This is a genomic window from Carnobacterium sp., from assembly GCF_032094055.1.
Classification (GTDB): Bacteria; Bacillota; Bacilli; order Lactobacillales; family Carnobacteriaceae; genus Carnobacterium_A.
On record NZ_DAMDAK010000006.1, the window covers coordinates 857 to 7,667 of the forward strand.

Annotated in this window: 7 protein-coding genes; 2 read left to right on the forward strand and 5 right to left on the reverse strand. The window is 34.9% G+C overall.

What is annotated here, in order from left to right; genetic code table 11:
- From RT405_RS01725 to RT405_RS01740, 4 genes are all read right to left on the reverse strand, one after another.
- On the reverse strand, window positions 1–694 hold a 694-nt coding region (locus RT405_RS01725; RefSeq protein WP_313467044.1), incomplete at its 3' end, for a malic enzyme-like NAD(P)-binding protein.
- Between the two features lie 115 nt (window positions 695–809).
- Window positions 810–1,598, reverse strand: coding sequence for a carbohydrate deacetylase (locus RT405_RS01730; RefSeq protein ID WP_313467046.1), 789 nt, complete (start codon window positions 1,596–1,598; stop codon window positions 810–812).
- A 51-nt stretch (window positions 1,599–1,649) separates the two neighbouring features.
- Window positions 1,650–3,023: an adenylosuccinate lyase family protein gene (locus RT405_RS01735; RefSeq protein ID WP_313467048.1), complete on the reverse strand. Its 1,374-nt coding sequence runs from the start codon at window positions 3,021–3,023 to the stop codon at window positions 1,650–1,652.
- Between the two features lie 18 nt (window positions 3,024–3,041).
- Window positions 3,042–4,592: a PTS transporter subunit EIIC gene (locus RT405_RS01740; RefSeq protein ID WP_313467050.1), complete on the reverse strand. Its 1,551-nt coding sequence runs from the start codon at window positions 4,590–4,592 to the stop codon at window positions 3,042–3,044.
- Window positions 4,593–4,846: 254 nt separating this feature from the next.
- Between RT405_RS01740 and RT405_RS01745 the strand changes: the two genes are divergently transcribed.
- Window positions 4,847–5,362: a hypothetical protein gene (locus RT405_RS01745; protein ID WP_313467052.1), complete on the forward strand. Its 516-nt coding sequence runs from the start codon at window positions 4,847–4,849 to the stop codon at window positions 5,360–5,362.
- Between the two features lie 67 nt (window positions 5,363–5,429).
- On the opposite strand, the gene mgsA is transcribed toward RT405_RS01745, so the two are convergent.
- Window positions 5,430–5,858 carry a methylglyoxal synthase gene (gene mgsA / locus RT405_RS01750; RefSeq protein WP_313467054.1) on the reverse strand — a complete coding sequence of 143 codons (429 nt, stop codon included), beginning with the start codon at window positions 5,856–5,858 and terminating at the stop codon, window positions 5,430–5,432.
- A gap of 170 nt (window positions 5,859–6,028) precedes the next feature.
- On the opposite strand from mgsA, the gene RT405_RS01755 reads away from it, so the two are divergent.
- A complete protein-coding gene (locus RT405_RS01755) occupies window positions 6,029–6,544 on the forward strand; it encodes a type 1 glutamine amidotransferase domain-containing protein (RefSeq protein WP_313467056.1) in 516 nt (171 codons plus the stop codon).
- Window positions 6,545–6,811 lie beyond the last annotated feature (267 nt).

Here is a 6,811-nt window from a genome sequence, read left to right on the forward strand (position 1 = left end):
TATGTTCAATTAACGGCTCTGGTCTATTGACAGACAATAGACCATGTTCATCACAAACCAATACTTTCTTAGCTCCCATCTTTAATAACATGGTAATAATAGCTGTCCCTGCTGAACCCGGACCATTCACAACAATTTTCACATCTGAAAGTTTCTTACGAACAAGCTTCAAACTATTGATAATCGCAGCAGCTACTACAATTGCTGTTCCATGCTGATCATCATGAAATACAGGAATATCTAATAACTCATCTAATTTTTTTTCGATTTCAAAACACTGTGGTGATGCGATATCTTCTAAATTAATTCCACCAAAAGTCGGAGCAAGCACTTTAACCGATTGAATAATTTCAGCTGGTACTTGAGTATCTAAACAGATAGGCATTGCATCAATTCCACCAAATTGTTTGAACAATACAGCCTTTCCTTCCATTACTGGCATTGCTGCTTCAGCTCCAATGTTTCCTAAACCCAAAACTGCTGATCCGTCAGAAACAACCGCTACAAGATTCCCTTTAGCTGTATAACGATAAACTTCAGCTTTATTTTGAGCAATCGCTTTGCAAGGTTCGGCTACCCCTGGTGTATATGCAAGGGCCAATTCTTCGTTATTTTGAATAGCTACTTTGCTAGTAATGGCTATTTTCCCTCTGTTCTTTTCATGTAATTTTAATGCTTCTACTTGAATAGTCATTGTTTTCTCCTTTAATGAGTTATTTCCATTTTCAAATTAAACTATTAATTAAAAACTATCCTTTCTATTCTTTTTTTAAATAGAAAGGACAGTCCTCTTTGGTTAAACTTTCAATTTACAGCTCATCATAACGGCACAATTCATAACCGTTATTTAATAAATATTTTTTAAAAATTGGATCACAAAGAACTTCCACCTCTCGCATTCGAGCAAGATTAAAAGAAGAACCTAACCATACCGTACTGTCCACATAACCAGGGTGACAAACTGCTTCAACAATTTGAGAATCCTTATTTTTTTCTGCATCTCTACTGATGATCTCAAACATTGCTGATCGAACGACTAAATAGTCTTGATCCACTACTTTCATTGATGGGTAGTTAAAAAGATTCCAAAAAGCTTCAGCTGGTGCTAATTCAGGGTTAGTTAATTTTCTCTTTACTCCAAAACAGTTACGTAATGGTACTTGGTATTTTTCAGCTAAAGCTTCAATTACCTGATAGTTGTTACCAAATGAATGGGCATAATGATGGGAATCTAAATGGGTAATAGGAATCCCAGCTACTTTTACTTTTTTGATTTGAGCGTCCCATTCATCATATAGCTGTTCTAGACAAACATCTTGCGGATGGTCTTTTAAGTCTTTCAGTTGTTTAAATTCACCCTTTTCATTGATAAGTTGGTCAACATCGTGTAAAACAGGTTTACCAAGAGTCATTGATAAATGCACACCAATACCTAATGTCTGGTTTTCTCTGGCCAATGCAATTGCATGGTCAAATCCAGGTAAATTAGCTAGTAAAGTAGTTGAAGTTAACACTCCATCAATGTGAGTATCTAGAATGGCATGGTTAATTCCCTTAGAATATCCAAAATCATCTGAGTTGATAATTAATTTCGCCATTAAATTTCTCCTATTTTTTTATATTTATTGTGTATAACTTATAAATTTTGCTTATTCTCCATACTCATTAAAAATCTTACTTGCAGTTTCTTTAGCTCTTTCAGCTTCTAATTCTGCTAATTTAGCGGATAATCCAATATAATTTCTTGGATCAATCATTTCTTTAACTTCTTCTTCTGAAAATTCATCAGCGATCAATTCATTAGCTCTAAGATTAGTATAGAAATCTTCTCCTTCAGCTGCTGTTTTCATAGCGATTTCGTACATTAATGCATGTGCTTGGTCTTTGCCTAATTTTTCAGATAATTTCATCATTACAAATTCGCTATTGTCTAAGCCTTTATTGCGCATAACATTATGCAGCATACGCTCTTTATGAACAACCATTGTTCGAGTCAATTCTTCACAACGTAAAAGAATTTCTGTGGTTAATTCTAAAGCTTCTTCTAAAATCCCATCAAACAACATATACGAGCTGCTATCGCCTTCATAAGGCCTTACAGCTGAATACATGCCTACTCCTGGCAAGGAATACAATTTTTGAGAATTTGCAATGATACCTTTAGCTAACTTAGGATTGATTTTATGAGGCATTGTACTGCTGCCAACTGTTCCTTTACTAAATCCTTCAGATACTTCTGCGATTTCTTCTAAAGTCGTACTATAAACTTCCTCCGCTATTTTATGGCAAATATTTGCTAGTAAAGCTAAATTCATCATATATTCTATTTTGTGAGTACTAATATTTCTTGAAGGCACTTCCATTGGATACATGCCTACTAGTTCAGCAACACGTTTTTGCACACTAATACCTACCTCAGGCATTGAACTAAAGGTACCAACAGCACCACCCATCATAATTTTAAAAACCCTTTTTTCGGATTCAACCATTCGTTCATAACAATCAATCAAATCACTAATCCAAACTGACACCTTATAGCCATAAGTAATTGGTATTGCGTGTCGTCCATGTGTCCGGCCTGACATAACCGTATCTTTATTATTTAAAGCTAAGTGACTTAAGTTTTCTAATATTTCACCAATCAATGACATATATTTATGATGAACGTTCTTGACCATATAAAGCTGAGAACTTTGTTGGATATTTTGTGTTGTAATTCCATAATGAACATACTTCCCACTATTTCCTGGGCAGGCTTTAACCAGTACTTTTAAGAAGGGAACAAAACCATGCCCTATTTTTTTATAAATACGGTCCATTTCTTCAAAGTCGATATTCTCGATTTTAGCTGCTTCTTTAATATCTTGTGCAGCTGATTCTGGGATAAAACCAGCTTCAGCTTGTGCTTGTGCTAAAGACGCTTCAAATAACAACCATGTTCTGTATTTTTCAGTTTGAGAAAAAAGATCCTTAATTCCTCTATCATCAATCGTTTTGCTTTTTGAATCATATAGTGCTCTCATTTAAAAATCCTCCATTGTTTATATTTTTTCATCTACTGCATTTCGAACAAATTCAACTAACGGACCATATACAATATGAATATGTTTCGCTGTAGGGAAGAAAAATCCAGTACAACCAGAAGTTTGTAATAAATCTTTATTCACAACATTTACTTCTTTTAAATCTATTCGCAATCTTGTAATGCAGTTTTCGACATTTTCGATATTCTCTTTTCCACCTAGCGCTTCTACTACAATTCCAGCTATTTCATCATAGCGTTTTTCTTTTATTAAGGTATTATCTAGATTTTGTACTTCTTCTCTACCAGGCGTTTTGATATCGAACTTAATAATTGCCCAATAAAAAATAAAATATGTGATTACTGCTAAGAACAGTCCAATAAGCACTAAAAATATCCAATTTGACTTTTCATACAATAACCCAAAAATAGCGAAGTCGAAGATTGTCCCCCTAATATATCCAATAGCCACACCGGCTAATGACATTAGTACTGCTCCCACACCAACAATACACGCATATACCAAATACAAAACTGGTGCTAAAAACACAAATGTAAATTCGAGAGGCTCAGTTACATTACCTAACATAGCTGTTAAAACCATTGTAATTAACATTGATTTCACAACAGCCTTATTTTCTTTCTTAGAGGCTTTATACATTGCTGTAGCAATTGCTGGAAATAAGAACAAGGTAACCAACATTTGCTGCTGTGCCATAAATCTTGATAGTTTTGGCATTAAAGACCAATATTCGCTGTTTGGTCCTTGATTAAAGAGTACTTCGTTCATAGCCGGGACCACGCCAACATAAGTAGTGCCATCTATAACATAGCTGCCGCCTGCTTCGGTAAATCTAAATAGAGCATTCCAAACATGATGCAAACCAAAAGGAATAAAGAGTCTTTCTCCTGCTGCTGTAAAGAACGGGCCCATGGTACTTAAAAAGACGACCGATAATTTCATTAAGATGCCGACAAAAAACGTCCAAATAAATGGTATAATCATCCCTAACACAATCATAATCCCCATTGTAATAATAGGAACAGATTTTTTCCCTGAAAAGAAAGCTAAAGCAGTTGGTAATTCTAAATTATAAAAGCGATCAGTTACCCATGCAGCAACTAGCCCAGCAATAATTCCTCCTGCTGCACTAATATTCATGGTCTGAATTCCAAGAACAGTAATCTGACCGAACTGGGTCATTACTTCTGGGTCTGCCATATTCCCGGTCAACGTCAACCATACGTTCATTGTGATAATGAGTGTTAAATAACCAGTAGTGGTAGCAAAAACTGAAATCCCTTTATCTCTCTTACTCATCCCATAAGCTACACCCATTGCAAACAATAAGGGAATATTATCAAAAACAACACTCGCAATTGTTCGAATACTAATCAATAACGAATTAACAGCATCATTACCTAAAAAAGCAAACCTTTCAATCATATAAGGCTGAACAAAAGCACCACTAATCCCTAAAATCATTCCAACAGGCGCCATTACTCCAATTGGAAGCAATAACGTCCGACCAAACTTTTGAATTGATTCACTAACATTATTTTTTTTCATAAGAATGTTTCTCCTTTTTTTTATTTATACTCTTATACTAACAATTGTCCTCATCGTTAAAAAGCGTTTTCATTAATTGCTTTAAAACATAGATAAGTTATAATGACATAGGTCATATTCACTTTGTTACTCTAACTGCTGATTGACAAAGCAGTTAGAAAACCTTAAAGTAACTTCGATGACAAAAAAGTTAGGAGACGTTAACAATCAAAAATCAAAAGAACCTTAATAGTAAAAAAATAATTAAAATTTTTGTGATCCTTGCTGTACTTGTATTACTTGTCTTTATCGGCTTATCTTATTATTTGTCTGTCCAGCGTGCTGACCAGGAAAAACAAGGATCTTCCAGTGAGAACCAATCTTCTGCTGCTCTTAATCTAACCAACGAGGATACGGATTATCAGTTCCTTTACCCTGATTATGAAATTGCCTATGTTTATATTTTAAATACATTTTCTAAGCAATTAGACAAATTCGAAGAGGATTCTTCCTCTGAAAAAGAACTTAATCAAGTAATAGATGATTTTGACGTATTGGTTAGTGATTTCTTAGCGAAAGTTCCGGAATCAACTGAAAAATTTCAAAAAAGTCGAGATTTCGCTGTCTCAAGTGCTGATAAAACTCAATCTGCCTTAGCAGGATTTAAACAACTTGTTGAGTCGGGAAAATCGGTTCATTCAGAGAAAGAAATGGATGCTTTAAGCGATGCCGTTGCTGATTTTAAAGAAAGCCAAGAAGCATACAAAGAAATAATGGAGACAATTAAATAGTCTGATTCCTAATAAAGTTAAAAAAACTCCTGCACCTATTTTTATAAGGTTGCAGGAGTTTTTAATTTTAAAGTTCTGTATTTAATACTGAACGCCCAGCATGATGATGGATTTTTCTCCAATCTACTAAGCCTTCACCTAATCCGCGCAGCAAGATTTCCCCAGTCCCCATATTAGTGGCTAAAGGAATTTCATAAACATCGCTTAATCGGAGCAAAGCAGTGATATCCGGTTCATGAGGCTGAGCGGTCAATGGGTCTCTCAAAAAAATCACCATATCTATTTTATCATCTGAAATATAGGCACCGATTTGTTGGTCGCCGCCTAATGGGCCTGATTTGAAACGGTGTACATCTAAACCTGTAGCATCAACGATTCTTTGTCCTGTTGTTCCGGTGGCATAAAGAACATGTTCCTTCAAAATATCTTGATAAGATGAAATCAATTTAACCATTTCATCTTTTTTCTTATCATGAGCAATCAATGCAATGTTCAACTTTATTCCTCCGTTCTTTTTCGTTTTCTATTTAATCATAACATGAAAATAATGGAATCGCATACTTTAGCAAAACTAGAAGAAAGTTTGAAGAAGCCTTTATTCTTGAGTCGCTTTTTTAATTGCGTTACACTTAAGTTAATCAAAAAATAGAAAGAGGGAATAGAAACATGGGAAAAAAAGTTGCGACAGTTGTTACAAATTTATTTGAAGATGTCGAATTTACCTCGCCAAAAGATGCCTTAACCAAAGCAGGACACGAAGTCATTACCATTGAAGAAAAAGCAGGCAACCAAGTTACCGGTGAAAAAGGTGATGCAACGATCACTATTGATAAAGGCATTGATGAAGTTTCTCCTGAAGATTTCGATGCTTTATTGATTCCTGGAGGCTTCTCGCCCGATCAATTACGAGCAGATGACCGCTTTTTGACATTTGTTAAAGGATTTGCAGAAGCTAAAAAACCTATTTTTGCGATTTGCCATGGTCCTCAATTACTAATCAATGCCGAAGTAGTCAAAGGCAAGAAAATGACTTCTGTTAAGCAAGTCGGTGTAGATCTAAAAAATGCTGGAGCTTTATATGAAGACAGTGAAGTTGTCCTAGATGACAGCGGCCTCGTTACAAGCCGTACTCCTAAAGATTTACCAGCCTTTAATAAAGCGATTGTAGATGCATTAGCTTAAAGCCATTCAACCATAAGGTGCAGAAATTATTAAAAAATTTAACTGATTTTCACTTTCTTCTCATTTTATTTTGCTAGACTTTGAAAGTCGTTTAAATAAATTCATTTTATTTTTACTCTCTTTTCTCCCCTAAGAAAAGAGTCCTATCCCCTGAGGGTTGAGTGAATGAACTCAACCCTTTTTTGTATATCTAACTTGCTATTGATTTTTCAGTTAACTTTTACTTATTTGGATGAAATTCTTTTATAAATAAGAAACTGCCGCTGA

Excerpts from the sequence above, each read along its gene's own strand:
- RT405_RS01755 (WP_313467056.1), top strand. The coding sequence starts at position 6,029 with ATGGGAAAAAAAGTTGCGACAGTTGTTACAAATTTATTTGAAGATGTC.
- RT405_RS01740 (WP_313467050.1), bottom strand. The coding sequence starts at position 4,592 with ATGAAAAAAAATAATGTTAGTGAATCAATTCAAAAGTTTGGTCGGACG.
- RT405_RS01735 (WP_313467048.1), bottom strand. The coding sequence starts at position 3,023 with ATGAGAGCACTATATGATTCAAAAAGCAAAACGATTGATGATAGAGGA.
- RT405_RS01730 (WP_313467046.1), bottom strand. The coding sequence starts at position 1,598 with ATGGCGAAATTAATTATCAACTCAGATGATTTTGGATATTCTAAGGGA.